The 25342-nt window shown below is 44.0% G+C and carries 25 protein-coding genes and 1 pseudogene; 9 read left to right on the top strand and 17 right to left on the bottom strand.

Going from position 1 to position 25342, the window contains the following annotated elements:
• Positions 1-13: 13 nt before the first annotated feature.
• The 16 genes from MSTHT_RS11110 to MSTHT_RS11040 all read right to left on the bottom strand — a co-directional run bounded on the left by MSTHT_RS11110 (position 14) and on the right by MSTHT_RS11040 (position 17340).
• On the bottom strand, positions 14-793 hold the full coding sequence (locus tag MSTHT_RS11110) for a dihydroorotate dehydrogenase electron transfer subunit (RefSeq protein ID WP_048167839.1): 780 nt from the start codon (positions 791-793) through the stop codon (positions 14-16).
• The gene (locus MSTHT_RS11105; protein ID WP_048167838.1) at positions 793-1698 is read right to left on the bottom strand and encodes a dihydroorotate dehydrogenase; all 906 of its coding nucleotides are present in this window, start codon (positions 1696-1698) and stop codon (positions 793-795) included. The genes MSTHT_RS11110 and MSTHT_RS11105 overlap by 1 nt, the downstream gene beginning before the upstream one ends.
• Before the next feature lie 27 nt (positions 1699-1725).
• Positions 1726-2676, bottom strand: coding sequence for a hydroxymethylbilane synthase (hemC, locus tag MSTHT_RS11100; RefSeq protein ID WP_048167837.1), 951 nt, complete (start codon positions 2674-2676; stop codon positions 1726-1728).
• A 32-nt stretch (positions 2677-2708) separates the two neighbouring features.
• Positions 2709-3983 carry a glutamate-1-semialdehyde 2,1-aminomutase gene (gene hemL, locus MSTHT_RS11095; RefSeq protein WP_048167836.1) on the bottom strand — a complete coding sequence of 425 codons (1275 nt, stop codon included), beginning with the start codon at positions 3981-3983 and terminating at the stop codon, positions 2709-2711.
• 361 nt (positions 3984-4344) lie between these two features.
• Positions 4345-5319 (bottom strand): porphobilinogen synthase, encoded by a 975-nt coding sequence (hemB, locus tag MSTHT_RS11090; protein WP_048167835.1) that lies wholly within the window; start codon positions 5317-5319, stop codon positions 4345-4347.
• A gap of 39 nt (positions 5320-5358) precedes the next feature.
• Positions 5359-6687, bottom strand: coding sequence for a glutamyl-tRNA reductase (gene hemA, locus MSTHT_RS11085; RefSeq protein WP_048168549.1), 1329 nt, complete (start codon positions 6685-6687; stop codon positions 5359-5361).
• 233 nt (positions 6688-6920) lie between these two features.
• A complete protein-coding gene (locus tag MSTHT_RS11080) occupies positions 6921-7595 on the bottom strand; it encodes a precorrin-2 dehydrogenase/sirohydrochlorin ferrochelatase family protein (protein ID WP_048167834.1) in 675 nt (224 codons plus the stop codon).
• Between the two features lie 35 nt (positions 7596-7630).
• Positions 7631-8089, bottom strand: coding sequence for a siroheme decarboxylase subunit beta (gene ahbB, locus MSTHT_RS11075; RefSeq protein WP_048167833.1), 459 nt, complete (start codon positions 8087-8089; stop codon positions 7631-7633).
• A gap of 4 nt (positions 8090-8093) precedes the next feature.
• Positions 8094-8642, bottom strand: a complete 549-nt coding sequence (ahbA, locus tag MSTHT_RS11070) for a siroheme decarboxylase subunit alpha (protein ID WP_048168548.1) — start codon at positions 8640-8642, stop codon at positions 8094-8096.
• Positions 8643-8653: 11 nt separating this feature from the next.
• A complete protein-coding gene (ahbD, locus tag MSTHT_RS11065) occupies positions 8654-9703 on the bottom strand; it encodes a heme b synthase (RefSeq protein WP_048167832.1) in 1050 nt (349 codons plus the stop codon).
• Between the two features lie 373 nt (positions 9704-10076).
• Positions 10077-10430 carry a sensor histidine kinase gene (locus MSTHT_RS15220; RefSeq protein WP_052721883.1) on the bottom strand — a complete coding sequence of 118 codons (354 nt, stop codon included), beginning with the start codon at positions 10428-10430 and terminating at the stop codon, positions 10077-10079.
• A 1-nt stretch (position 10431) separates the two neighbouring features.
• The gene (locus MSTHT_RS11060; RefSeq protein WP_052721882.1) at positions 10432-13452 is read right to left on the bottom strand and encodes a PAS domain S-box protein; all 3021 of its coding nucleotides are present in this window, start codon (positions 13450-13452) and stop codon (positions 10432-10434) included.
• 276 nt (positions 13453-13728) lie between these two features.
• Entirely contained in the window at positions 13729-14826 is a 1098-nt protein-coding gene (gene aroC, locus MSTHT_RS11055) for a chorismate synthase (protein WP_048167831.1), read from the bottom strand.
• Between the two features lie 5 nt (positions 14827-14831).
• A complete protein-coding gene (locus tag MSTHT_RS11050; RefSeq protein WP_048167830.1) occupies positions 14832-15728 on the bottom strand; it encodes a cation diffusion facilitator family transporter in 897 nt (298 codons plus the stop codon).
• A gap of 197 nt (positions 15729-15925) precedes the next feature.
• Positions 15926-16666: a 3,4-dihydroxy-2-butanone-4-phosphate synthase gene (gene ribB, locus MSTHT_RS11045; protein ID WP_048167829.1), complete on the bottom strand. Its 741-nt coding sequence runs from the start codon at positions 16664-16666 to the stop codon at positions 15926-15928.
• Entirely contained in the window at positions 16663-17340 is a 678-nt protein-coding gene (locus MSTHT_RS11040; RefSeq protein ID WP_048167828.1) for a winged helix-turn-helix domain-containing protein/riboflavin kinase, read from the bottom strand. The genes ribB and MSTHT_RS11040 overlap by 4 nt, the downstream gene beginning before the upstream one ends.
• A 170-nt stretch (positions 17341-17510) precedes the next feature.
• Between MSTHT_RS11040 and MSTHT_RS11035 the strand changes: the two genes are divergently transcribed.
• The 6 genes and pseudogenes from MSTHT_RS11035 (at position 17511) to MSTHT_RS11010 (ending at position 21442) form a co-directional block, all read left to right on the top strand.
• On the top strand, positions 17511-18146 hold the full coding sequence (locus tag MSTHT_RS11035) for an HVO_0476 family zinc finger protein (protein WP_048167827.1): 636 nt from the start codon (positions 17511-17513) through the stop codon (positions 18144-18146).
• A 37-nt stretch (positions 18147-18183) separates the two neighbouring features.
• Positions 18184-18828: pseudogene (locus MSTHT_RS11030) on the top strand (protein-L-isoaspartate O-methyltransferase).
• A gap of 96 nt (positions 18829-18924) precedes the next feature.
• Positions 18925-19395: a bifunctional nuclease family protein gene (locus MSTHT_RS11025; RefSeq protein ID WP_231588082.1), complete on the top strand. Its 471-nt coding sequence runs from the start codon at positions 18925-18927 to the stop codon at positions 19393-19395.
• 229 nt (positions 19396-19624) lie between these two features.
• Positions 19625-20446: an imidazole glycerol phosphate synthase subunit HisF gene (gene hisF, locus MSTHT_RS11020; RefSeq protein ID WP_048167825.1), complete on the top strand. Its 822-nt coding sequence runs from the start codon at positions 19625-19627 to the stop codon at positions 20444-20446.
• 99 nt (positions 20447-20545) lie between these two features.
• On the top strand, positions 20546-20833 hold the full coding sequence (locus tag MSTHT_RS11015; RefSeq protein ID WP_048167824.1) for a MazG nucleotide pyrophosphohydrolase domain-containing protein: 288 nt from the start codon (positions 20546-20548) through the stop codon (positions 20831-20833).
• Positions 20834-21040: 207 nt separating this feature from the next.
• The gene (locus tag MSTHT_RS11010) at positions 21041-21442 is read left to right on the top strand and encodes a hypothetical protein (protein WP_048167823.1); all 402 of its coding nucleotides are present in this window, start codon (positions 21041-21043) and stop codon (positions 21440-21442) included.
• Between the two features lie 72 nt (positions 21443-21514).
• Here the strand turns inward: MSTHT_RS11010 and MSTHT_RS11005 are convergent, their stop codons facing one another.
• Positions 21515-21868 (bottom strand): hypothetical protein, encoded by a 354-nt coding sequence (locus MSTHT_RS11005; protein ID WP_048167822.1) that lies wholly within the window; start codon positions 21866-21868, stop codon positions 21515-21517.
• A gap of 3 nt (positions 21869-21871) precedes the next feature.
• On the opposite strand from MSTHT_RS11005, the gene MSTHT_RS11000 reads away from it, so the two are divergent.
• The 3 genes from MSTHT_RS11000 (at position 21872) to MSTHT_RS10990 (ending at position 25327) form a co-directional block, all read left to right on the top strand.
• A complete protein-coding gene (locus MSTHT_RS11000; protein ID WP_048167821.1) occupies positions 21872-24412 on the top strand; it encodes a DUF3656 domain-containing U32 family peptidase in 2541 nt (846 codons plus the stop codon).
• A gap of 43 nt (positions 24413-24455) precedes the next feature.
• A complete protein-coding gene (locus MSTHT_RS10995; RefSeq protein WP_048167820.1) occupies positions 24456-24914 on the top strand; it encodes a nucleoside 2-deoxyribosyltransferase in 459 nt (152 codons plus the stop codon).
• 155 nt (positions 24915-25069) lie between these two features.
• Entirely contained in the window at positions 25070-25327 is a 258-nt protein-coding gene (locus MSTHT_RS10990; RefSeq protein WP_048167819.1) for a pro-sigmaK processing inhibitor BofA family protein, read from the top strand.
• Positions 25328-25342 lie beyond the last annotated feature (15 nt).

The raw sequence follows: 25342 nt of genomic DNA, 5'->3' as shown, positions 1-25342 counted from the left end.
GATATATTCAAACTTAAATTTTAACTCTTCGCCCGCTGGCGTCCCGTGTATATTTTCCCAGCTCGGAATCAAGGAGCTGCACTCCTGAAAATACAGGTCCATCCTTGCAAACCCTGAGACCTGATCGGTCTATGCAGCACGCCCCACAGACTCCTATGCCACATTTGAAATAACGGTGAAGGCTAAACTCGGATTTCTCAAGAAGCTTTCTGTCCTCAAGCAGCCTGAAAACCGAAGCCATCATTACTTCCGGTCCGCAGACTGCAATTCTGTCATAAGCCGAGAGATCGAGATCATTAAGTACATCGGTAACAAAGCCCTTTACCCCTTTTGAGCCATCATCCGTAGAAACATAGACATTCCCTGCTTCTGCAAACCGCTTCTCAAAAATCAGGTCATCTGCACTCCGTGCTCCAAGGACTGTATATACTTCAGCGCCTGCAATACGGGCAGCTTCAGCATAAGGAGCAAGAGGTGCAGCTCCTACACCGCCTGCGATAACTAGAGTTCTCTCTCCCTTAGAAGGCAGGGTAAAGCCAACTCCGAAAGGTCCTCTGAGCCCGAAAGAATCACCTTCTTTCAATTCAAAGAGCTTTGAGGTTGCCTCCCCAACTTTCTGGACAGTTATTGAATTCTTACTTGAGAGACCCATGGGTATCTCGTCCACGCCTCTGACCCAGACCATTACAAACTGGCCTGCTTTCATAGTCTCAAACTGATAGTCGAAAAAGAAAGTCCTGACAGAAGGAGATTCTTCATTTATCTTTACTATTGTAGCATTAAGGGGAAGCATCAGACCATCTCATGGGAAAGTCCTATTAATCCTTTTATATCCGAATAACCTTTCCTCTTAAGGAAAGCTTCGATCCCTATACTGATTTCGGAGAATATATCAAGTCTGTCATACACCGCAGACCCTATCTGAACAGCGGCTGCCCCTGCCATTATCATCTCCACGGCATCCTGCCAGGAGGATACCCCGCCTACCCCTATTACAGGGATTTCCAGGGCAGTGTAGAGATCATAAATGCATTTGACAGCTATGGGTTTTATAGCCTTTCCTGAAAGCCCACCTGAGCGGTTTCCCAGGATAGGATACCCGGACTCGATATCTATTGCCATACCTTTTACGGTATTAATTGCGACAACTGCATCTGCGCCCCCTGACTCAGCCGCATTTCCTATGCACGTAATGTCAGAAACGTTCGGTGTAAGCTTAACCCATACAGGTACGTTTACCACATCTTTTACTGCGGCAGTAACTGCTTCTACCAGGCAGGGGTTAGAGCCGATAGCAGCCCCGTACCCTTCTGCATGCGGACAGCTTACATTAAGCTCGAAAGCATCGGGCTTTCCAGGTAGCAGACCCTCGGCAACTTCTTTAAACTCATCAGGGCTCCCACCGAAGATACTTGCAATTACCGGAACGTCGGAGCCCTTTTTTGCAGTTTCGAGTTCCTGGAGAAATCCGAGATAGGAAGGGTTCGGAAGCCCCATAGCATTTAGAAATCCGCATTCAAGCTCGAACATGCTGGGGTTGGGATGCCCGGCTTTAGGTGCAGGACCTATGGATTTGGTTACAACCGCTCCTGCTCCTCCTTCACGTGCAACCCTGCACAGCGATGCTCCGGTTGTACCAAGCACTCCAGCTGCAAGAATGGTAGGATTTTTCAATTTAAGTCCGGTAAGCGTATACATAGCTGGTTCCTTTCTGGGCAGTAATCATCAGTCGTATAGATTGTACGGGTCACATGAGCTTCCGGAAAGCTGCAGTAGTGCATCTTCAGCCAGTTTCCTGCCGCCCATCTCTGCAAGCCTGTGTCCCAGTTCCGTGGCTTCTTCAAGACCCCCCAGCATGGGGATAAATTCGTCTATTCTTACAGATTCGTCCCCATCAAGGGAAAGGACTTCAGCTCGAACATGGATTTCTTTTCTGTCAGGCGTAATTTTGGCGTATGACCCTACCGGAGTGGTGCAGCCTCCTCCGAGTTCGGAAATCAGGATGCGCTCGATTTCTGTGGCAATCCGGCTATCAGCATGGTCAAGCCTGGAGACCACAGCTTCAGCTTCAGTGCCTGCCCTTGTGACAACTGCAATCGTACCCTGGTTCGGGGAGGGGCAGAAGAAATCAGGAGAGAGGATCTCTCCTTCAAGCTCCCAGCCCATGCGTTCAAGTCCTGCTTTCGCAAGAAGGATACCGTCGTATTTTCCCTCTTTGAGTTTTCTGAGCCTTGTATCGATATTACCTCTTAAATCCTGTGTAATAAGGTCAGGTCTGTAACGCTTGATCTGGGCAGCCCTTCTCAGGGAACTTGTCCCTATAATGGACTGTTCGGGAAGTTCATCCAGAGGTGTCCCGTCATAAGTGAGCAGAATATCGAATGGAGTATCCCGCTTCAATACGGCAGCGGTTGAAAGGGTTGCAGGGCGGACAGTTGGCATATCCTTCATGGAATGGACAGCAATATCTATTTCTCCTGCAAGCATAACATCGTCCAGCTCTCTGACGAAAGCCCCTACTCCGCTTGATACCGCATGCAGAGGTCGGTCCGTAAACCTGTCTCCGCTAGTTTTTATAATTTTCAAACTGGTTTCAACGCCCTGTGCTTCCAAAAGGCGTGCAACACTCTTGGCCTGGGCAAGCGCAAGCTGGCTGCCCCGCGTACCTATTATCATATGGAATCCTCGTTTTAAAGCTGCAAGTCAATTCAGAGATTTTCGGTATATGCTTTAAGGGTTTTTTCTATATCCTCTTCGCTGTGGGCTGCAGATATGAAATTGGTCTCAAACTGTGAGGGAGGAAGGAAAATTCCACTTGCGAGCATTCTGTGGAAGAAGGCAAGGTAACCCTCCTTATCGCACTTCAGAGCTTCCTGGTAGTTATGCGGTTCAGCCCCGAAGAAGACCTTGAACATTGAAGCAATCCCGCATACGCTGTAATCAAGCCCTTCATCCTCAACGATTTCAGTGAGCACAGCCCTCATATACTCGCCTTTCGAATTGAGCTTCTCATGAATCTTCTCCTTTTCCAGATAGTCAAGCACTGCAATTCCCGCAGCCATGGAACAGGGACTTCCGCTGAAAGTTCCTGCCTGGTAGACAGGCCCGGATGGGGAGATCATTTCCATAATTTCTCGCCTGCCGCCAAAAACCCCTATAGGCAGCCCACCTCCCACAATCTTTCCGAGGGTAGTCATATCAGGCACTACTCCGAAATATTCCTGTGCTCCTCCCATTGCAAGCCTGAATCCGGTGATAACCTCATCGAATATAAGAAGCACATCATTTTCCTGAGTGAGCTTCCTGAGTTCCTCCAGGTAGCCGGGAAGGGGAGTTATGGGACCTATATTTCCGAGTACGGGCTCTATTATCACTGCAGCGAGTTCATCTCTATTCTTCTCTACAAGCTCGGTCATTGCTTCAATATCATTGTATGGAACCTGAAGAGTGTACTTCGTGAAATCCGCTGGAATGCCCAGGGAATCAGGTTCTCCAAGAGTTGTAGCTCCTGATCCTGCTTTTACCAGCACTGCATCATGTGCACCGTGGAACCCGCCTTCAATTTTGATGAATTTGTTCCTGCCTGTAAAACCTCGGGCAAGACGGAGGGCACTCATTGTGGCTTCAGTACCTGTTGATACGAAACGGAGCATATCGATACTTGGATAATAGCCTGCAATCTTCTCTGCAAGGTTTACCTCAAGTTCAGTAGGGGTTCCGTAGAGCCAGCCTTTATCAAGCTGTGCTTTAATAGCCTCTTTTATCACGGGATGGTTATGCCCAAGAATTACAGGACCATAAGCCATGCAGTAATCGATGTATTCGTTCCCATCAAGGTCCCTTATTTTTGAGCCGTCAGCTGATACTGTATAGAAAGGATAGGGCTTGATTGCACGTACGGGGCTGCTTACCCCACCCGGAATAAGGGTCTTTGCTTTCTCATACATCTGTCTGGACTTCTCAAGTGTTGCCTCAGATACCATGGAAATCTCACCGGATCGAACTGAAAAATTTTAACAATTATTCATAAATTTAAGTGTATTTCTGCGCTGAGTTTAAATTGTATACTGGATCCAATTTAATTATGTGTTATAATTGAATCTTCTAATTAAACCGTTTTTTATATTAAATTAATTTTATATTAAACTGCATTTTGAAGTAAAGGCATTTTGTACCTTGCTATGTTCCTTTTATCTTATAACAGAGTCTTCCCCTATTAAGCAGTTATTGATGAAATTATGGGGCAAGTTCATGAAGCGAACAATAGGTTTAAAAGAAAGGGAGAGGGGATTGAAGAAAACGAAATAAACTTCCTAAAAGAAGGAACGCCTGGAAAATAGGCGCTTACTTCAACATGCGGGCAGCATCCTTTGCAAAGTAGGTAATGATGATGTCAGCTCCTGCCCTTTTGATGGAGATAAGAGATTCGTATATGGCTTTCTTTTCATCAAGCCAGCCGTTAGCTGCGGCGGCTTTGATCATTGCATACTCCCCGCTTACATTATATGCGGCTGTCGGCATTGCGTATTCTGTCTTTACCCTGTAGATAATATCAAGATAAGAAAGGGCAGGCTTTACCATTATTATATCGGCACCTTCTGCCACATCGAGGGTTACTTCCCTGAGAGCTTCATCGCTGTTTGCGGGATCCATCTGATATGTTGAACGGTCTCCAAAAGAATAGCCCGATTCGGCGGCTTCCCTGAAGGGCCCGTAAAAAGCCGAGTGGAATTTTGCAGCATAGGACATAATCGGAATATTCTCAAAACCTTCCATGTCAAGCGCCTGCCTGATAGCTGCTACCATTCCATCCATCATTCCTGAAGGAGCTACCATATCTGCGCCTGCTTTTGCGTGGCTGACCGCGATTTTTCCGAGAACCTCAAGGGTAGGGTCATTAAGAATTTCTTTTGTTTCGAAATCAACAATCCCACAGTGCCCATGGCTTGTGTATTCACACATGCAGATATCTGTGATCACTACAAGTTCATCCCCGAGTTCGGCTTTGATTCTCCGGACAGCCTCCTGGATGACGTCAGTTTCCCCATAGGAGGAACTGCCTTCCGCGTCCTTGAAAGCAGGCACTCCGAAAAGAATTACTGCAAGAATTCCTAGTTCTGCGATCTCTTTCGCCTCATATACAACTTCCGAAAGCGGAAAACTATATACTCCGGGCATGGAAGAAATCTCAATAGGGGACTCGATAGTCTCATTCACAAAGATAGGCTGAACCAGGTCATCTAAGGATAACGTAGTTTCACGCACAAGGTTCCTGATTTTTCCTCTTCTCAATCGTCTTAACCTGACATCTGGAAACATTTAATCACTTCTGTAACTGCGAATTCATGTAGTTTCTAATTATTCTTTATGAGTTGCTTCTTCAGAAACCTGATTTAACTGGCTTCCGCAGCCTGGCTTTATTTTTTCTACTTTTGCTCTTTCTTTGTCGAGGCAAAAGATCCTTGAAGCCACATCAAGGAACTCCTCATTTCCAAGCTCTGCAGCCTGGCGGAGAACTTTGGTAGGCTCGGCAAGAATTTTATTTACAATGGAACGAGTAAGGTCATCAAGCACTTCAGTCTCGATTTTTCCTATGGTATGGTAGGCACCGAGCCTGTTGACAGCTTTTTCCCTTTCCCTTATTCTTACATCGTACATCTGTTTGTAAAGCTCGGAAATAATTCTGTCAGCTTTTTGGCGCTTATACTGAAGATTTAAAAGCCTGATCTCTTCCTGAATTATAGCTTCGGCTTTTTTAGCTTCCTCTTTTCTCATTTTAAGCGTTCTTTCGCTGATTACCCTGAGATTGTCAATATTGCACAGTTCCACATTTTCCAGTTCAGAAACCGACTCCTCTATATCCCTGGGATTTGCGATATCGATCAAGAGAAGTTTGCGGGCTTTATCCCGATCACAGATAGCATTTTCAACCATTTCCCTAGTTAAAACGTAATGAGGAGCGCTTGTGCCACTGATTACAACATCAGCATCTTTAAGGTAACCCTGTATATCATCGAACCTTACTGCGTGCCCTCCCAGTTCGTAAGCAAGTTCTTCAGCTTTCTTGAATGTGCGGTTAGCAATGTATATTGCTTCAATATCTTTTTCAGCCAGAGCCTTCGCAACAAGGACTCCGATTTCGCCAGCTCCGATTACGAGCACAGATTTTCCTGTAAGCCCTTTCAGAATTTCCTCTGCAAGATCTACAGCCGCAGAACCTATAGAAACTGAGCCCTTATTAATTTTGGTCTCATTACGAATACGTTTTCCTACCTGAATAGCTTTCTCAAAAGCAGTGTCAAGGATTTTTCCGGTCGTTCCTGCTTTCTTGGAATGAGCATAGAGTTCTTTTATCTGTCCAAGGATCTGGTCTTCACCTACAATCATGGATTCAAGACCGCCAGCAAGCCTTAGCAGGTGTTCAAGGGACTCATCATGTCCATAAAAGTCGATAATATGGGTGGAAGCTCCCATTTCTTTTGCAAAAGAGAATAGTACACTGCTGCTCTTGGGGGAAACAACGTAAATTTCAACACGGTTGCAGGTTTTTAAGACAACGCATTCATGAACATACTCGTGATTGTACAGACTGTGGAGCAGACCGTCCAGATCTCCGTGCCAGGCGGACTCCATTTCCTCAATTTTTGCTTTTTTATGGGATATAACCATACTTGAAATTTCTGTCACAGAGAGCCTCCGGATAGAATGAATAAAGGAAATAGAATAATAATATAAGGAGTTGTAAATTAATCTTTGTCCATACTTACCTTTTTTCAGTAAACGATTTTTATTTACGGAATATTTTGATTTAAAGTTTCCATTCAGAGAATATTTTGATTCGAGAATGTTTGACTTATCAAGCTTCTTTGAAACCACTTATGCTTTTAACTTTATAAGAGGCTCCTTTGTTCCCTTAGTCTTCATCTACTGGAATTTTCCAGGTAATCTGAGACTATCGCATATGCCCTTTCAGCCGCTTTTTCATATGATTCGGAAAGATCATTCCAGATGGCTTCGTTCTCAAGAATTATCCAGAGAATCTTCTGTCTCTCTCTCTGATCTCCCACATGCTTCTTCAGATAGTTCCTTAGCTCATCCTGAAGTCGGATCATGTCAGAATATTCAGGGGTAATTACGCCTTCAATCTGCCTGCGGGTATATTTTGAGACTGCGGGGCTATGTCCCAGAGTGGAAATCCCGATTGTAAGGTCTCCTCTCTTTATTACTGATGGGATTACGACACTACCTAAAGCGTCTACCTGATTAATCAAAATATCGTTTTCTCGTGCAATGGCTGTAATCTTTCTATTTAGTTCGGAATTGCTTGTTGCGGGTGTGACAATAAAGGCTCCTGAGATAAGTTCCCTGAGTTCAGAATCCGATGCCGTTAACAGGTCAAGCCGAATAAGCCGCACCTTGCCTGAAGCTTCAAGCTCGTACAGCCGTTTGGAGAACTCGAGGCTGACAACAAGGGTATCTGCGCAGCCTGAGAATAATTCGGCTTTGCGTTCTCCAACCGAACCGCCTCCAAATATAACGATTTTTCTGCCAGACAGGTCAAGCATAAGCGGGAGAAAATTATTTGTTTCAGCCATAGCAGGAACCTCGCAGAAGACCTTAAGATTGACCCTTAAAGCCTGACTCCGGTTTTTTTGAACTCCCGCTCACTGAAAAAGAGGGTATAATCCTTAATTCCAGTAGCTTCTGAGATTCTAACAGCTATCTCTTCACATTTCTCAGGCGTATAGGAATGGATCATAGTGAACAGATTATATGGCCAGTCAGGATAGCGCGGGCGCTCATAGCAGTGAGTCACTTCAGGGAATTCTGCCATGATATTCCCTACCGCTTCTATCTTCTCGTCAGGAACATTCCAGACGCACATTGCATTTGCTTTTATGCCTATAGCCCTGTGCCCGATTGAAGCCGCAAAGCGGCGGATCTTCCCAGCTTTCTGGAGGTTTTTAAGCCTCTCAACAACCTCCTGTTCACTGATCCCAAGCTCAGAAGCAAACCCTTTGAAAGGAGAGTGAGTGATCGGAATTCCATCCTGCATCAATTTTAGCAATTTTACATCCGTTTTATCCATAATTTCACCTGATATCAAATCTTACCTGAATCTTAAACAGATGCTTTGTAGGAAGATCAAGAAGAGGACAGCCTGTTTTCTCCCGAATTTCGTTGAGAATCTCCTCAAGCCTGTTTTTATTTGGAGCCGAAAGTGTAAACCAGAGATTATATTGTGCAGCACTTCTGAGATAATTATGGGAAACTTCGGGATACTTGTTAATAAAAATAGCAACTTCCTCTACGCGGGACTCGGGCACTTTCAGAGCTACAAGAGTACTTACACCTCCCATATTTCTCATGCTGAGTACGGGACCTATCCTTCTTACTGCCCCTTTCCTGTTGAGTTCACGCAGCCTATTAATTACCTCAGTTTCCGGAAGCCCGAAGATCTCGCCTAACCTTGCAAAAGGCTCGACATCGAGGGGAACTTCCTGCTGGATAAAGTTGAGGATCCTTTTGTCGGTCTCATCAAGTTCTATTACCGGAACTTCCTCTTCATAAGGATCCATGTCACAGGAGAAATCGGCAGCCTCTTTCTTAAGCCTATTTTTATAATTTTCAATATCAATCATCTTGATCACGATCACTTCTTTCCGGGCCTGTATATGCAGTAAGGTTCTTCTTCGAGGTAGTCGCCTGTTGCAGCATAGGCTCTTGCTCTGCAGCCTGCACAGACGTTTTTATATTCGCATATCCCACACTTTCCTTTAAGTTCTTCGGGATTCCTCAATTTCCTGAAGACTTCGGAGTTCTCCCAGATATCTTTGAAAGGCTGTTCCCTTATATTCCCGGCAAGCACAGGCAGGTAGCCGCAAGGGTAAACCTCACCCACGCTCGACACAAAACAGAAACCGGTGCCTCCGAGACAGCCTTTTGTCATTGCCTCGTAGCCGTGGGTTTTAACCGAGATTTCAATGCCTTCTTTTTTCGCCCGCTGGCGCATTATCCTGAAATAGTGGGGGGCGCAGGTCGCTTTTAGCTGGATTTCCGATTCTTTCTGCATATCATAGAACCAGTGCAGAATGCGCTCGTAGTCTGCAGGAGAAACCTCATCGGATTCTTCCCCCCTGCCTGTGGGTACAAGGAAAAAGACATGATATGCAACTGCTCCTAGCTCTTTTGCAAGCTCAAAGGTCTTTGGAATTTCTTCAAGGTTGCGTTTTGAGACCGTGGCGTTGATCTGGAAGGGGAAATCTGCCTTCTTAAGGACTTCAATGCCTGCAAGCGTTCTTTCAAAAGCACTGGGCATGCCCCTGAAATTGTCATGCGTCTCTGCAGTCGCTCCGTCAATACTGATACTTAGCCGCTGGACGCCTGCCTCTTTTAATTTCTCCACAATCTCAGGCGTAAGAAGTGTGCCGTTTGTTGCAAGCACGACTCGAAGCCCGGCATCCGTGCCGTAACGTGCGATTTCAAAAACGTCAGATCTGGTTAGAGGCTCGCCTCCGCTAAGGATAAGGATGGGTTTTCCAAGCTCTGCAACTTCGTCAATGAAGTGTTTCGCTTCTTCTGTTGTGAGTTCGCCTTCGGGAACCGAGGAGGTGGAAGCTCCCCTGCAGTGCACGCAGTTCAGGTTGCATCCCGCAGTTAGTTCCCATGCAATAAGCCGCGGTGGATTTGTCATGGCAATCATAAATTAGCTGTTTTTATTTATGGCAGTCAAAGTTTAATGAGATTTACAAATTAACAATTATCAGGGAGTTGAGATCATAACTTCAGAACCTGATAACCGCCAGATTAGTTTCACCGGAATTCAATCCATTGAGATTTAAAAGATCTAGATTTGAAACCTGAGAGGTCATATTAATAAAGTAATATTAATATTCTGCCATTTCAGATAAAGAAAACTATAATAAAATAAAAGAAGAAGATATTATATGTTCCTATATTTTCAGGGTTATGATGATTAATTCCCGAATCAAGCCTTTCAAAGTTGAAATAATAAACATGAATGGAAAGTAAATAAAGATATCCGGGTGTTGGCTCTCTATCAATTCTATCCGAGCTTATTCCCTTTCCGTTACATTGAAAATGATTCTGAATTCCGTTCCATTTGCTCTTTCAAGCTCGATTTTTCCATCGAGCTGGTCAACAAGAATATTTACTAACTTCAGCCCCAGAGATTCAAAATTTTCCAGCTTTATGTTTTCGGGAATTCCTTTTCCATTGTCTGAAATTGTCAGGCTGAAGAGTGACTCCTGTGTCTCATCATCCTTTTCTTCCCTGCAAAGCTTGATTCGAATTTCCCCTTCTTCCTTAGTAAAAGCATGTTTGAGGGAATTGGAAACAAGTTCATTAACAATTATTCCTAACGGGACAGCGACATCCATATCAAAGAATGCATTTTCCTCCAAATCCATATCAAAGAATGCCCTTACTCCTGAGGCTGTAAGTCTGGAAAAGATTTTCAGCTAACTTTTGAAGATAGGCTGAAAAATTCAGAGTATCTGTCCCTTTTCCTTTGTAGAGCTCTTCGTGGATGAGTGCCATTGAAATGACACGGTTCTGACTTTCTCTGAAAGACTCCAGTACCTTCTCATCCTGGAATCTTTCAGCCTGGAGGTCCAGCAGGGAAGAAATTACCTGCAAGTTATTCTTTATTCTGTGATGGATTTCTTTTATCCGGATTTTATCAATTTTAGCCATGGCTTCTTCGGCTTTTTTCTGCTCAGTAATATCCTGAATTGTTCCCCTCATCCGAACAGGGCGATTACGCATATCAAAGATAACTTCAGTTTTTGAACGAACTGTACGTTCTTCTCCATTAGCTAAAATAATACGATAATCAATGCCAGTTCTAGATCCTTCGTTTAACCCTTTCTTAAAGTTTCTATCTACATAGTCCCGATCGTCGGGATGTACGTAATTTAAAAACTCATTATAAGATGGGGTTGGTTTCTGAGGACTGAGCCCAAAAATACGGTATAGCTCTTCAGACCAGTGTGCTTCATTGGTTGCAAGATTCCAATCCCAATTTCCAATATGAGCCATTTTCTGAGCTTCAGCAAGTCCGGTTTCGCTTTCTTTCAATGACTCATAAGCCTTCTCAAGCTCTTGTGTTCGTTTCTTAACCAGGTATTCCAGATTATCATATGCTTTTTTCAGGGCTTCTTCCGATTTTTTGCGCTCGGTGATGTCACGCGCTGTAGCAAATACCCCAATGACTTTACCGTTCTCGTCTTTGTAAATTGAAGCGTTATATAGTACCGGTGTTACATGTCCGTTTTTATGCTGAATTTCAAGAGCGTAATCCCGAACTTCACCACATGTGAAGACCTGTTGATACCCTTTTCTGGCTTTCTCAGGCTCGGTAAAGTAATCGGAAAAATCAGTCCCGATTAACTCATCTCTGGAGTATCCGGTAACCTGCTCTGTAGCAGCATTCACATCTGTAATCTTACCATCATGCCCAATAGTTACCAGAGGATCCAGACTGGCTTCAATAAGGCTGCGGTTGTAAATATTTGATAACCTGAGAGCTTCTTCTGCCTTTTTGCGCTCGGTAATGTCGCGGATGATCCCTGCTCTGAAGCATGCCATGCCTGTTTTATCTTTAATAATCGAGAAGTGATCAGCTAACCAGCGATATTTTCCATCCTTGCATTTAAAGCGATATTCATGTGCTCCAAAACCTTCCTCCAGTGACCGAGTAGTTTCCTCAATTACCTGTGGGCGGTCATCAGGATGGATGCGGTCAAGAAAACCCTTGCTACTTATCGTATTTATATCCTTAACAGAGAAGCCTGTAATCCGCTCTATCACCGGGCTTATATAATCGAAGCGTCTGTTCTGAAGGTTTACGCGGTACGCTGAATCAAGCGAGTTCTCAAGAACTGAGCGAAACCGTTCATCGCTTTCCAGCAGCGCTCTCTCAGCCTGTTCACGTTCCAGTTCTTCCTTTTTCCTCTGGAGAGCCTGTGTAACTGCTGGCGCTATAGCTTCAAGATCTTCCTGTTGCTCGCGGCTGTAGCCTCCTTCGCGATTTGCGACTGCAATCAAGCCAATCATTTTCCCGTTCTGGATAAGAGGCACGCCAAGAAACGATGTGATAGGCGGATGTCCATTCGGAAGACCCATGCTGTCGGGGTGTGACGGTGGATCGTTGGTAAAGAAGCTTTTCCCGCTCTTAATCACACTATTATACAGACCACGAACAACATAATCTCTTGGGGGACCATGCCCTGTTTTATCATACATAAAGCACTGTTCCCACCCAAGCTCGCTTTTTGCAATATCGTGCAGCAGCCCGTCGTCACCCATCTTATTTATGAACCCAAACTGGCTGCCGGTGATTTTCAGGGCTACAGATAGGCATGCGTTTCCCAGTTCTTCTTCTGATTTTGCCTGCATTACATTGCTGAAAATCCAGTTGATTCCTTCAAGAATACTGTTGTATCTGCATATCCGGTGCTCTCTTTGTTTGAGTTCGTTGATATCACGGGCGACATAAACACTTCCAATAAGTTTTCCTTCTGAATCATGCAGCGGCGTTATACTTACCGCGAAATACCCGCCAAGGCAATCCTCGCAAACCTCTGTGGCATGTTCAGCCCCGTCTTTAAGCAACTGCCGATGCGGGCAAAAAGACGAGTGATGGTCTGTTCCACGGATAATACAATGGCAGGTTAACCCTACACACTCCTCCGGTGTCACTCCCAGCCTTGCTGCCATGGCTCTGTTTGCACGAACAATCCGGCACTCATTATCTATTATGGCTATAAGGTCTGGCACAGTATCAAAAGTAGATTTCCAGCTTTTTGCAGCCTGAATAGCTTCTTTTTCTGCTCTCTTCCTTCCAGTATTTTCTATCTGCTTCCATTTTCCTTTCCTTTTGATCAAAGCAAATTGATGGTTGGAAACTACATCAATAATCTCGGCTGAGCTGCACATATCGAGATAATATGGGCATAAGGCTATCACGCGGTGTTTGTCAACAAAAGCATCCACTTTTTCCTCATATTTAACAAAATCATCCCAGCCTTCTTCTTCCAGCCAACGATTATCCCCTGAAGCCCTTAATCCGTCATAGCCGCTTGCCATAGCCTGATCGATTTTTTCAACCCAGCTATTCATCACGCTATCCGGATCGAAAACCCCTCCATTTATGTACCCCTGAGTGTAAGGGATAATTTCCATTTGCCCTTTCTCCAGATAGACATCGATATTAGGAACAGCCTTTCTCATGGCTTCCTTTGCCTCTTCTACTTCCATAGGATCTGATGTTATCCACACACAAAGCTCATTACTTTCCAACCCTGCTTTGAAGTAAGGAACCAGTATGTCCATCAAATCTTCTTTTGTCTGGTAGAACTGGCAGAAGTGCGTTCCCCAGGGCACATCTCCAATTATATCGATGCCAGATTTTCTCAGGCTTTCTCTCATCCCAAAACTTTCTCCTACTTGGAAATATAAAAAATTTCGTTGTCTTTATAGTATATATTCTTGCCTTTCCGTGCTCAATTATACTTTCATTTAAAAAACATGTACCGGGCGCTATTAGAAAAAATCAAAAACCCATTTAGCGAGAGATAATAGCTCACAAAACTATGTCAACAATATGACAGACAAATATTAATTTTTTTCATTTTTTGTTATCTATGTTGTTTTATTGAGTCTGCAGTGACTGCCCGATTTATATTTTGTTGAACCTTATCCTTCTTATTCCAGCAAAGTTCTTGGATTAATAAAGCCGCTCCTTAACATATGATCAGCAAGCACAAGGGCAGCCATAGCTTCCGCAACCGGTACTATGCGAGGGAGAATTGTGGGATCATGCCGACCTTTGATTGTGATTTCCGTATTTTCAAGGGTTTTTAGGTCAATGGTTTGCTGAAGTTTTCCTATTGATGGGGTTGGTTTTACGGCTGCCCTGCATACAATATCCAGACCTGTTGATATTCCTCCGAGGATTCCGCCGGCGTTATTGCTCGGAGAAGTTACTTTTCCTCCCACCACCCTGAAAGGATCATTCATTTGACTCCCAAGCAGGCGGGCAGCCTCAAATCCGGCTCCAATTTCAAAGCCTTTGACGGCAGGAATACTCATAAGGGCTTTTGCAAGGTCAGCATCCAGCCGGTCGAAAACAGGCTCTCCGAGACCGGCAGGCACGCCTTTTATAATAAGTTCGACAATGCCTCCAATGCTATCTCCTTCCTGTCGAATTGCCGTAACTTTCTCAAGCATTTTTCCTGCAGCTTCAAGATCGGCACAGCGCACAGGAGTCTTTTCTACGTTTTTCAGGATCTCTTCAAAGGGAAGAGGGTTTGCCCGAATTGTTCCGAGTTCAAGCACGTGCCCGACAATTTGGATTCCAAATCTGGAAAGCAGGAGTTTTGCAAGTGCTCCGCCGGCGACCCTGCCTATTGTTTCCCGGGCTGAAGACCTGCCCCCTCCACGGTGATCTCTCATTCCGTAGCGGGCCATATAGGTAAAATCGGCGTGTCCAGGTCTGGGAGTATCTTTAATTGCATCGTAAGCCGAAGATCTGACATCCGAGTTCCAGACAAGCATGGAAACAGGAGTGCCTGTGCTCATTCCTTCAAAGATTCCAGAGAGGATCTCTACCCTGTCAGCCTCATGACGGGGAGTGGAAACCTCACTTTGCCCAGGGCGTCTCCTGTCCAGTTCTTTCTGTATGTCAGCTTCGGAGAAAGGAAGCCCTGCAGGCAATCCGTCTACTACAACACCTACAGCCCTGCCGTGGGATTCACCCCAGGTTGCAATCCGAAACATCTGCCCGAAAACGTTTCCAGCCATGCATCTTAACTTGTTTTTTTGGTATTTGATTCTTGGGGTTGCCCAATGAATGGTTCGAGATGCACGACGACATCAGAAACATCTTTGTATTCTCCCTTCAGCTTTTTACTGACCCTGTGAGCGATAAGATGTGCATCCTCAAGCTTCAGATCCGGCTGTACAAGCAGATGCATATCGACCCTGATATCCCCCATACTCCCGCGAGTTCGGATCTTATGGCAGCCCTTTACCCCTTCAATGCTCAAAACAAGGTCACAAATTTCTTTTTCTTCAATTCTGGACATATCCATAAGAGCCATAGAGCCCTCCTTAATAATCCTGTATCCAGCCCTGAAGATCAGAAAAGCTATTACTACAGCAGTTAAGGGATCCATTAAAGGAAAACCGAGTTTTATAGCAGCAAGGCTTACTAAAACCGACAGGGAAACATAAATATCACTTTTTGTGTGCATTGAGTCAGCTATAAGTACCTGGCTTCTGAGCAACTCACCCTGTTTATGCTCATATCGTGTTACCAGATAATTAATACCCATTGTTCCGAGGATCACAAGAAAGCTTATAGCTGTGACCTGTGGGTTACTCTGGATTAGGAAACGGTTTAGAGCGTCCCTGAAAATCTCAATGCCTACGAAGATCAGTAGTAAAGCGATGAAAATAGAAGCTACAGTCTCATATTTCCTGTGCCCGTAGGGATGCCCCTCATCAGGAGGGCGGGCTCCGATGAAACTTCCTGCCAGTCCTATAATATTGGAAACTCCATCAAAAAGGGAGTGGTAGCCATCTGCAACCATGCTTAAGGTGCCGGTCAGATTTCCATAAATAATTTTGGCAAACGCAACTGTAAGGTTCAGAATTAGTACATAGATAAGAACTCGCTGTACTTTCTTAAACTTTTGTAACATATTCCTGACTCCCTTACATCGAACAATAGAAAACCGAAAATGGGCGGCGCACAAATGAAAAATCAGCACCGTTGAGAACTGTCAAGAAGCTATCAATGATATACTTGTTTATCTCTATATAAAATTCTGCGGTTTAAAAATAAATAAAAAAACAGGAAAAAGGAGCAAAAATAAAAAAGCGGAAGAAAAGAGATTTTTTATTCCGAACCTGTCCACGTCATATAAGCTTCCACTATTTCCTGCCCTTCTAGAAACACAAGTCCGTGTTCTTTACCGTATTCTTTCGAGTCTTCTTTGGAGAGTGCCTCTCCGCTATAATCGTCAAGCATCTCACAGACTACCATTGCAGGGGTAATTCCTGCCATACGGGCAAGTGCAACTGAGAGTTCGGTCTGTCCTTTTCGTTCATCCAGAAGTCCTTCTGCAGCCCTGAGTAGCGCAACGTGTCCAGGTGTTCTGAATTCCTCTCCAAAATGGACTGGATCTCCAGACAGCTTTCTTTCTGTAATTTCTCCGATTTTCCGGATTGTCAGGGCTCTTTCATTGTCAGGGATGCCGGTTCTGGTATTCCTGTGATTCACCCAGAGGGAAAAGGAAGAATGAGAATCATATTTAAGGTCGCCTTCTTTTTCCACGATTTCCCCAAGCACGTCACTTGTTTTACTTGCTTCCCGGATGAGTTCAGCCATAAAAGGCAGCTTGAGCTGTTTTGAAGCTACAGGGTCAATTGCCACACAGATGAGACCGCCTGCGTCTTTTCGCATCCTTTTTACATCCTTAAAAGTGACCGCTTTTGCAGGAATTACAAGGTCTGTTTCCCCCTCCCTTGAATCCGAATCGTAAATCTGGATCATTTTTCCTGCTCTCAGAGCTTTCAGCGCCCTGTTGATGTTCTCATTTCTATACGTAAGACAACTGTAAACTGTATCTCCGCTCATTTTTGGCTCTCCGTTCCCTGTCTTTTTACCTGTATTACAACTCTGTCTCCGTCATTCAGTTCCAGGGCATCCCTCAGCTTAACAGGCGCAATAATCTCGATCAAATCCGATGGGTAATGTGTTCTCTCAGGAGCGATTACAGCAGCCTCGATACCTCCAACAACGACCGGATAACACTTCCCGCCTCCGAAGGTGCGTTCTCCGTCACTGAAGCCTTCTACCTGGATAGCTGGCATTTCATACAGAATATTCTGAAGAATTGAACTATTTTCAGTAAGTTGTACATTTAGAGTCCCGGGAAAAGGTGAAAAATGCAATTTTTCTTCAAACTGCTTTTTGTATCCGGGTATATTTACATAATACTGGCCCTCACCCAGACCTTTGAGTACCTTTCCTTCCAGCTCCAGAATCTCTGGTTCCGGTGAAAAGATCTTGCTGTACTGGATGTACTCGCTCTTAAGAATTTCAATCCCTTTTTCTGTCATTTTTATCAACTGGCCACCTGGGACTATCTTCCTTTCTATCAGCCCTTCTTCTTCCAGCTGCTTTAGCTTTCTTGCTACGGTTTTGGAGCTTGCCCCGGTATGTTTTTGAAACTCGCTCGATGAGACCTTGATAGTTTTGTTTACTGCTCCTATAAGTGCAAGTCTTTTCAGGTGTTCAATGTCAGGCACTGTAGCCACCCGTCTTAATTTTGAGATGCATCTCAATAATGAGATGATAGACTATGCATTCTGTTATAATAAAACTTTTGATAGCATCGTTCTATCTCATGCCTCTTCAATAAAAACATCACCGGAGAAGTTAAGTATTTAGTATCCTGAATCCATCTATTGATTATACTATGACAAAAGAAATTGAAGTTGAGTGCCCCTCATGTTCTCCTGAAGAAGAGGTGAGGCACGAGGTTCTTAAAGAGGGACCGAGTCCGCTTGTCCGCTGTCTGGAGTGCGGGCATGTGCATGTAGCTGAAATCAAAACCCCTAAATCCGTTACTCTGAAAGTGGTAGTTAGCAAGATGGATGTCTCAAACACTTATAAAACTGAACTGGATTCCGAGACGATTCTTCAGGTAGGCGACGAGCTGGTTGTGGATGACGAAGAGACAGGGGTGGTAGTACCTATCCTGATTACCGCCCTTGATGCAGGAGGAAAGCGGGTACAGCTTGCCAGAGCAGAAGATACTGAAACAATCTGGGGCAGAGCCATTGATGAGGTAACTGTAAAGTTTTCTGCTCAATCAGGGACTGGAATAACCGAAGTAATTGAAAAACGTGTGCCTGGAGATTATGAATTTGTAGTAGGAGCCGAAGAAAAAGCGGGAAATAAACGCCTTCTCATAACGAAGATTAAAATAAGGGATGGGGGCTTCCGATCAAGGAAAGGCGATGTTGTGCTTGCAAAATATGTAAAAAGAATTTTTGCGAGAAAGATAGGGGAAGGTTCGGGTCAGCGTGAATTCCGAAGAGGGCCGTGGTGAAGGAAAGAAAAAAGAAAATGAAGAGATATTCGAAGCAATGCGCAGATGCCTCGTAGACAATCTTGGGACTTACGTGCAGATGGAAGAAAAAATTCGCGAGGCTATACTCCGCGTTCCAAGGCATAGGTTTGTTCCAGAATATGAGCAAAAAGCAGCTTATACGGACAGACCTCTTAGCATCGGTCATGGGCAGACGATATCTGCCCCTCATATGGTTGTAATTATGTGTAAACTTCTGGAACTTTCGGAAGGGCATAAGGTCCTAGAAATAGGAGCAGGTTCAGGATATAATGCTGCAGTGATGGCAGAGCTGGTGGGGTTAAGCGGGCATGTGTATACAGTTGAGCGTATTGAAGATCTTGTAAATTTTGCAAGAGAAAACCTGAAAAATACTGGATATAAAAATATTACAGTAATACATGGTGACGGATCAATGGGGTATTCTTAGTGTGCCCCTTACGACAGAATAGCTGTAACATGCGCAGCTCCCTGTATTCCTAAGCCTTTACTGGAACAGTTGAAACCCGGAGGCATAATGGTTATTCCTGTTGGGAGCGATTCCCAGGAGCTTTATAAAGTCAAAAAGGACAGTGAGGGGAAAATTTATAAAAAGAGAAAAGGGGGAGTTGCTTTCGTACCTCTGATAGGCAAATATGGTTTTAGAAAGGGTCTGGAATGCTAGAGGTTCTGGTAAGGAAAAAAGCCAAATCAAAGTTCAAGCATCCTTTTAATAAACTTTAAAAATTAAATAAGGTATTAATAAGTGTAAAATCATCTAATGAGCATGGGCATTGACATCTATGAGGACTTTGAGGAAATTAGAGTCAAGGATGTCTATATAGTCGACATTTTTACGGACCCTACTCCTGTGGTGCTTCTTGAAGGTGCACAGGGGAAAATGCTCCCTATATATATAGGGCATCTAGAGGCTCTTTCAATCGGAAATGTGATTAAAAATATTTCTTTGCCCAGACCTATGGCGCATGACCTTATGATTAACATTTTCGAGCGGCTTGAAGTAAAAATCGAGGGTGTATTGATTGATGAAAAGATAGATAAAATCTATTACGCCCGACTCTTACTAAAGAAGGATAATAATGTTATGCAATTTGACGCTAGACCAAGCGATTGTATTGCCCTTGCTCTGCGTGTTGGGGCACCGATATGGGTTAGGAAAAAGGTTCTTGAGGGCTCCGAATTCGAGATGTCAAGGTTTGAAGGCGCCCGCGTGATAAACATTTTCGGTTAGGTTGATTGAGGTGCTCAGAGTTCTTTTTGAGCCTGAGAACTTAAGTTTACCTCAACCTGGTTTTTATGTTCTCGATTTTTGAGAAGCTATTTTCGTTGTTAGTAACCTGCAGGATGTTCCTTTTTACAATATATATAATGATCTAAATGCCTTTTAGAGAATACTATCTGCGGCTCTTAAGCTTAATTTTAACAAGCTTTTAATAACAGTTAAATTTATTATACCATAGATGCTCACCAAAAGAATAATACCATGCCTTGATGTGACTCTTGACAGAGCAGGCGGCTGCGTTGTTAAGGGCATTGAATTCGTAAATCTGAAAGAAGCAGGAGACCCTGTAGAACTCGCCAAGCGCTACAATGAAGAGGGCGCAGATGAACTTGTTTTTCTGGATATTACAGCTTCTGCTCACGGCAGAGAAACCATGATCGATGTGATTGAAAGAACTGCAGATGAAGTTTTTATTCCTCTTACAATTGGAGGGGGAATAAACTCCATAGACGCAATTCGTCAAATTCTCAGAGCTGGAGCAGATAAAGTATCAATTAACACCGCTGCGGTCAAAAATCCTGATTTCATCAAAGAGGCTTCGGATATATTTGGAGCCCAGTGCATTGTTACTGCGATTGATTGCAGGAGAAATCTCGATGTAGAAAATAATCCGGATAAAACTATCCTGGAACTTGAGGACGGAACCCCTGCCTGGTATGAAGTAGTAATCTACGGAGGCAGGGAAGCTACAGGAATCGATGCCGTGGAGTGGGCAAGAAAGGCAGAAGAACTGGGTTCAGGGGAAATCTTGCTTACAAGTATGGACAGGGACGGAACATGTGCCGGTTATGACCTGCCAATTACAAGAAAACTCTCAGAAGAGCTGGATATCCCTATTATAGCTTCAGGAGGAGTCGGAAACCCTCAGCACATCTATGAGGGATTCTCAATCGGAAAAGCCGATGCCGCCCTTGCAGCAAGCATTTTCCACTTCAGGGAATACTCAATTAGGGAAGTTAAAGAATATCTTAAGGAACGGGGAATCCTTGTCAGACTTTAAAATTCAGGGCAAGGTTGTAAAGGCAAAAAATAAGGCAGGCAGCTAAAATCGGGGCGGCTAAAATTTTTCCGGAATAAAATAAGGGAATAGGGAAGAACAATGGAAATCTCAGAATTCCAGAAAATAATGTACGAGCTCTATGCACATAACGACAGGAGAAGGGGAGGTAAGGCTACAATGCTCTGGCTTGTTGAGGAAGTTGGAGAACTTGCCGAAGCCATCCGCAGAGAAGAGCCAGAAAAAATAGAGGAAGAACTTGCAGACTGCTTCGCCTGGATAGGAGCGCTTGCCAATCTCTACGGCGTGGACCTCGAAGAAGCTTTCCTTAAAAAGTACCCTGGTATATGCCCTACCTGCAAACAGAAACCTTGCATTTGTACGGATTGAAAGCGGTAAATATTTTATTCGAGAAATCTGAATACCAGGCTTCTTTTTTGGAACTTATACCATGCGGGAATCATCATCTGTGGAATCATCATCTGTGAGATTTTTTACATATTTACTTTCATATATTTTGAGATACTTTTTTATTTATTAAAGTCAATATCTTATATGGAATTCTTATCTGGATTCTCATTTATCGGGGGAATACAAATGTCAGAAGCCGATACCATGGAACCTCTTGAAGGTGTGCAGATTAAGGTACTTAACAACACTGGCGAGGACCTTGTGCTGCAGGCGCAGAAAATTGAGAAAGGGATGTTCAAGAAAGGTCAGCGGGCTCCTGCTAGAATCGGATCTTATGAGGAGAAAAGCTTTGAGCTTGTTGCATGTGAAGGAAGCTGTGAAGGTGGAGCAGATATTGAGGGATGGGTAAAGTACGGACTAGAATGTGCGGAAGGTTATTGCAAGATACACTTCAGGTACATGGGGAGAACAAACCAGCTAGGTTACTCCTGTGAATGCCACGTGCCCGATGGGAAGATGCTCTGCGAAGCCACAAAGGACGAGAAAACTGGAAGAATAGTGAGCTGGATAATAGGACCAAAGGCATAAACTCGAAAGAAATGCTCACTGGACTTTGTCCGATAATGTTTAATCCATAGCTTCTTTGTTATTTTGGCTACGCTACAACCCTGGTTGCAATTTAATACTTATAGCAGAGCGAGTAAAAAGCTCTGCTAATTTAATTAATAATGCCTGTCTATTACACCAGGTAATCTGTAATTGTTTGTCAATAAAACGGATTTTATAATATTTTTCAAATAGCTTTTGATTTTTCAAATAGTTTTTGAAGTCTGTAGGAAAACGGATCGGATTAGCCGGTTCATTTTTTGTTTTTCCTTCGATAACTGTTTTTGTCATAAGTGCAAGATTTTTTGCGCCGTCTTTCGAATGCCGTAGTTTTTTCTTATAATTCAGTTCCAGGTTTCCCGGAAAGGAATGCCAAAGCTTAATTAAGGGCAGGCTCTGTAATCCCATCTGATGAAGCCTAAAAAACCGGAACTGCTTGCCCCGGCAGGTGGCATGGAAGCTTTTGTTGCAGCCGTAGAAAACGGGGCGGATGCTGTGTACATTGGAGCCAGGGCTTTCAGTGCCCGGGGGTATGCCTCGAATTTCTCAGAGAAAGAACTTGAAGAGGCTATTGACTATGCTCATCTCAGAGGCGTGAAAGTCTACGTAACCGTAAACACGCTGCTTAAGGAAGGAGAGGTGGAAGATGCCCTTAAACTGCTTTCTTACTTGAGAGAAATAGGAACAGACGCGGTCATAGTCCAGGATCTCGGACTAATCTCACTTGCAAGAAAATATCTCCCTGACCTTCCGCTGCATGCGAGCACACAAATGACCCTTCACAACAGCGAAGGGATCGAGTTTGTGAAAAAACTGGGTATAGAAAGGACTGTACTCTCACGAGAGTCTTCACTTGAAGAGATAAAACGGATAAAAGAGAAAACCGGGGCTGAAATTGAAGTTTTCATACATGGAGCTCTCTGCATTTCCTATTCCGGCCAGTGTCTTCTTAGCAGCCTTATTGGGGGAAGGAGCGGAAATCGAGGATTCTGTGCCCAACCCTGCCGCAAAAAGTACAGGCTTTACTGTGAAGGAAAACCGATCAAAACAACAGGCAGCTATCTCCTGAGCCCGAAAGACCTTAACACGACCTCAGGCCTGGGAGCCCTTATAGAAGCCGGGATCGAGTCCTTCAAAATTGAAGGGCGCATGAAAAGACCGGAATATGTAGCAGGCGTTGTCAGGATTTACCGCCGCCTGATTGACAGGTACATTGAAAATCCTGCAAAGTATTTTGTTTCCGAAGAAGAACAGGAAACACTCACCCAGCTTTTTAACAGAGGTTTTACTCAAGGTTACTTTTTTGAAAGTCCACGCTGGGAGCTCATGAGCCGGGAAAATCCGCACAACCGTGGAGTTCCTGCAGGTACGGTTACAGGATATAACAGGCGTACAAACCGTATTCGTGTAAAACTCTCGCGGCCTCTTCGTCTGGGAGACGGAATAATGGTTGAAAACGCTGAAACAAAGCCCGAAGATAAAGGAAAAATCATATTTTCGATGTACTCTGGAAAGAACCTGGTATACAGTGCAGGAACTGGAGATATAGTAGAGATTCCCTTCGATTCAAGGGTTCCGGCAGGAAGCACAGTATACAGGACACATGAAAAAAAGCTTATGGACTCCCTCAAAAAAGAAAGTGAATCCGGGAACCTTAGACCTAAAATCCCTGTATTCATCAAGGCTGACATTGCACCTGGAAAGCCTGTGAGATTTGAGGTAAAAGACAGAGATTCAAACACAGTAACAATTGAATCTGAGTATATGGTTGAGAAGGCTGAAAAGCAGCCTACTTCAAAGGATCGGATAGAAAAGCAGCTCTCAAAACTCGGAAACACGCCTTTTGAGGTTTCTGAACTTCATGTCTCTGTGGAAGGGGACGTTTTTATTCCAATCGGGCAGTTAAACGAACTGAGGACAAAGGCAATAGAGCAACTTGAAAACCTGCGGATCTCCAGATGGAAACGAAAACCTATCGATACTCTGCAATTCTTTGAATCTGAGGAAAAAGCAGACCTGGATACGGGAAAACCTGTGAAAGAAAATACTCCAACGCTTCCTATGCTCTCGGTTTCCGTATATTCCTTTGAAGGACTTAAAGCGGCGCTTGCGGGGGGAGCTGATCAGGTATATTTCGGAGAAGGGCTCTTCAGAAAGCCAGAAACTGCAGGGAGAGAAGAAAGCTCTGCACAGGAACTTGACGCTGTTTTTGAAAATGCGGTTTCAGAGGCGCAAAATGCAGGCAAGAAAATTTATCTCATTACCCCAAAAATTGTGAAAGACTCCGAAATGAGATCTGTCGAAAGAACCCTCTCCCGCGTAAGAGAACTGGGGGCTGATGGAGTTGTTGTTTCAAATCTTGGCACTCTGAACCTTGCAAAAGCTGAAAAAATCCCTTTTATTGCAGATAGTCCACTTAATATCTTTAACAGTCACACTCTTGCCCTTATACTGCAGGAAGGAGCCAAAATGGCTGTAATTTCACCCGAACTCACCCTTGAAGAGTTAAAAAATGTTGTTTCTTATGGACCTGCAGAGTGTATTGTTCACGGCCGTCTTGAACTCATGGAATCGGAGCACTGCCTTACAGGCGGGCTTCTAGGGGGCGACAAAGGTTTGTGCAGTGCTCCATGCAGGTCGGGAAAATTTGCACTAATAGACGAGAAAAATTACGAGTTTCCTCTGCTTATGGACTATGAATGCAGAATGCACCTCCTTAACTCAAGATCACTCTGCATGCTCGAATATATTCCTGAAATCCTTGAAAGCAGAGTTTCAAGTCTCAGGATCGAAACTCTGGGAATGGAGAATCCTGACGAAATAAGAAGAGTAACTCGCGCTTACAGAAATGAAATTGATGCATATATTGATACCGGGAAGCATGGAAAGGAAAACTGCGAAAAGCTTGGACAGGGCTTTACTACAGGACACTATTTTAGAGGTGTGCAGTAAAAGCTGGAATTGCCGGAAAAACGAGTTAAAAGGTGAAAAGAACATGGAAGATCTGGATAAGATAATAATTTCCGAAAAACAAAGCCCGAAAATTTTTCTTTCTGGCTCTATCCGCGGAGGAAGGCAGCTGCTTGAGACATACAGGTTTATATTTGATACCCTTGAGGAAGCAGGGGCTGAAGTGCTCACCTGGCACGTTGCCGACCCTGAGCTGGAAAAAGTGGAGATGAGGATGACAGAAGAAGAGATTTATGCCAGAGATATGGATTTGCTTGCAAGAAGTGATGCTCTGATTGCAGAGGTTACTGTACCTTCTACCGGGGTGGGTTACGAAATCTGCAGGGCGCTTGTCCGTAAAATTCCTGTGCTCTGTCTCTATAATCCGGACGCAGCAGTTTCGGCAATGGTGCTCGGAAATCCAGATCCTTTGCTTGAGGCAAGGGCTTATTCAGATAAAATCTCACTCAAAAATCTTATTACTGAATTTATAAAGAATTTCTGAGGAGAAAAATCTATATTAACCTCTGTTCTAAACGAAAAACCATTAAATATGCTGCTTAAACCTGAAATGTGAGCTTTTACTCTCTGCACAGGTATTATAAGGAATTATAACACTCAATGATAATTATAAATAAGTTGAGACCCTATCTATGACTTATGGTGGTTGAAGTTATAGAAATTTTAGTACTGGCTCTGGCAATTGTAGTGGCCTTTCTCCTGTATAAAGTCCTGAAGACCGCAACTAGCCTTGCAATAAATGCAGTACTCGGGGTCTTAGTCCTGCTCGCAGCAAAAGTTTTACTTGGACTTAACATTACAATTACTTTGGTGGAAGTTATTATCTGTGCAATAGGTGGCATTTTCGGAGCGCTTGCCATAATTGTGTTAAACTATTTGGGAATAGCTTTCATATGACAGGTAAACGGCAAA

The sequence above is a fragment of the Methanosarcina thermophila TM-1 genome, assembly GCF_000969885.1.
Lineage (GTDB): Archaea > Halobacteriota > Methanosarcinia > Methanosarcinales > Methanosarcinaceae > Methanosarcina > Methanosarcina thermophila.
Note: the sequence above shows the minus strand (reverse complement) of the source record. Positions and strands in the feature narration are given on the sequence as shown.

Excerpts from the sequence above, each read along its gene's own strand:
- MSTHT_RS11110 (WP_048167839.1), bottom strand. The coding sequence starts at position 793 with ATGCTTCCCCTTAATGCTACAATAGTAAAGATAAATGAAGAATCTCCT.
- MSTHT_RS11105 (WP_048167838.1), bottom strand. The coding sequence starts at position 1,698 with ATGTATACGCTTACCGGACTTAAATTGAAAAATCCTACCATTCTTGCA.
- hemC (WP_048167837.1), bottom strand. The coding sequence starts at position 2,676 with ATGATAATAGGTACGCGGGGCAGCCAGCTTGCGCTTGCCCAGGCCAAG.
- hemL (WP_048167836.1), bottom strand. The coding sequence starts at position 3,983 with ATGGTATCTGAGGCAACACTTGAGAAGTCCAGACAGATGTATGAGAAA.
- hemB (WP_048167835.1), bottom strand. The coding sequence starts at position 5,319 with ATGTTTCCAGATGTCAGGTTAAGACGATTGAGAAGAGGAAAAATCAGG.
- MSTHT_RS11080 (WP_048167834.1), bottom strand. The coding sequence starts at position 7,595 with ATGGCTGAAACAAATAATTTTCTCCCGCTTATGCTTGACCTGTCTGGC.
- ahbB (WP_048167833.1), bottom strand. The coding sequence starts at position 8,089 with ATGGATAAAACGGATGTAAAATTGCTAAAATTGATGCAGGATGGAATT.
- ahbA (WP_048168548.1), bottom strand. The coding sequence starts at position 8,642 with ATGATTGATATTGAAAATTATAAAAATAGGCTTAAGAAAGAGGCTGCC.
- ahbD (WP_048167832.1), bottom strand. The coding sequence starts at position 9,703 with ATGATTGCCATGACAAATCCACCGCGGCTTATTGCATGGGAACTAACT.
- MSTHT_RS15220 (WP_052721883.1), bottom strand. The coding sequence starts at position 10,430 with ATGGATTTGGAGGAAAATGCATTCTTTGATATGGATGTCGCTGTCCCG.
- MSTHT_RS11060 (WP_052721882.1), bottom strand. The coding sequence starts at position 13,452 with ATGAGAGAAAGCCTGAGAAAATCTGGCATCGATATAATTGGAGATGTG.
- aroC (WP_048167831.1), bottom strand. The coding sequence starts at position 14,826 with ATGGCTGGAAACGTTTTCGGGCAGATGTTTCGGATTGCAACCTGGGGT.
- MSTHT_RS11050 (WP_048167830.1), bottom strand. The coding sequence starts at position 15,728 with ATGTTACAAAAGTTTAAGAAAGTACAGCGAGTTCTTATCTATGTACTA.
- ribB (WP_048167829.1), bottom strand. The coding sequence starts at position 16,666 with ATGAGCGGAGATACAGTTTACAGTTGTCTTACGTATAGAAATGAGAAC.
- MSTHT_RS11035 (WP_048167827.1), top strand. The coding sequence starts at position 17,511 with ATGACAAAAGAAATTGAAGTTGAGTGCCCCTCATGTTCTCCTGAAGAA.
- MSTHT_RS11025 (WP_231588082.1), top strand. The coding sequence starts at position 18,925 with ATGAGCATGGGCATTGACATCTATGAGGACTTTGAGGAAATTAGAGTC.
- hisF (WP_048167825.1), top strand. The coding sequence starts at position 19,625 with ATGCTCACCAAAAGAATAATACCATGCCTTGATGTGACTCTTGACAGA.
- MSTHT_RS11015 (WP_048167824.1), top strand. The coding sequence starts at position 20,546 with ATGGAAATCTCAGAATTCCAGAAAATAATGTACGAGCTCTATGCACAT.
- MSTHT_RS11010 (WP_048167823.1), top strand. The coding sequence starts at position 21,041 with ATGTCAGAAGCCGATACCATGGAACCTCTTGAAGGTGTGCAGATTAAG.
- MSTHT_RS11005 (WP_048167822.1), bottom strand. The coding sequence starts at position 21,868 with ATGGGATTACAGAGCCTGCCCTTAATTAAGCTTTGGCATTCCTTTCCG.
- MSTHT_RS11000 (WP_048167821.1), top strand. The coding sequence starts at position 21,872 with ATGAAGCCTAAAAAACCGGAACTGCTTGCCCCGGCAGGTGGCATGGAA.
- MSTHT_RS10995 (WP_048167820.1), top strand. The coding sequence starts at position 24,456 with ATGGAAGATCTGGATAAGATAATAATTTCCGAAAAACAAAGCCCGAAA.
- MSTHT_RS10990 (WP_048167819.1), top strand. The coding sequence starts at position 25,070 with ATGGTGGTTGAAGTTATAGAAATTTTAGTACTGGCTCTGGCAATTGTA.